The 883-nt window shown below is 41.0% G+C and carries 1 protein-coding gene; it reads left to right on the forward strand.

Translation table 11 applies throughout. From position 1 onward, the window contains the following. Window positions 1–89: 89 nt before the first annotated feature. The coding region (locus R7044_RS24615) for an ATP-binding protein (RefSeq protein ID WP_225455923.1) at window positions 90–883 on the forward strand (794 nt) is incomplete at its 3' end.

The raw sequence follows: 883 nt of genomic DNA on the forward strand, positions 1-883 counted from the left end.
CGCCAAAAAAATGTTATATCTTGCATTTAATTGCGCATTTTTGTGTAATATACACTCAACCAGATAAGCTCTTTAACTGAGGTGGCTAGATGAAACGAACATTACTTGAAAACCTACTCACCTGGAAAGACAAGCCGACAAGGAAGCCTTTGCTGATTGACGGTGCTAGACAAACTGGTAAAACATTCCTATTGCAGGAACTATTAGGAAGTACATTCGAAAATGTGATAAGAATCGATTTCCTAGAAAGCCCTGAGTTAATGGAAGCTTTTTCAGGCTCTCTAAACCCTAATGACATCATCACCAACATTGAACTATTAACAGGAGAAATCTTCGAACCATCGACAGATCTTCTCATTTTAGATGAAATTGGTGAATGTCCAAGAGCGGTCACCTCTCTTAAGTACTTTGCAGAAAAGGCTCCCAAAGCTTATGTTGCTGCTAGTGGTTCAAATATCGGATTGCTCACGTCCTTTCCCGTTGGAAAAGTTGAGCAACACAATTTAAGACCACTGACTTTCAGGGAATTCTTGTGGGCATCTGGAGAAAGAGCACTGCAAAAAGCATTTGACCAAAAGCTGAATTCTCCAGCAGCTCATACAAAATTAATCGAACTACTGACCGATTATTATTTTGTTGGCGGTATGCCTGAAGCCGTAAACTCATGGTTCGAAAACTCAGAACTCAGTATTATTGAACGCATTGAAGCCGTGTCTGAAGTCCATAGGAACTTAATTGAGGGCTACATGCGTGATTTCGGAAAGTACTCTGGAAAAGTGGACGCACAGCTAATCGAATCTGTATTTCGAAGCATTCCCGCTCAACTATCTTCGGTATTCGACGACTCCGTTAAACGGTTTAAATTCAAGGGAGTTCACGAGCG

The sequence above is a fragment of the Vibrio sp. 1402 genome (genome assembly GCF_033340275.1).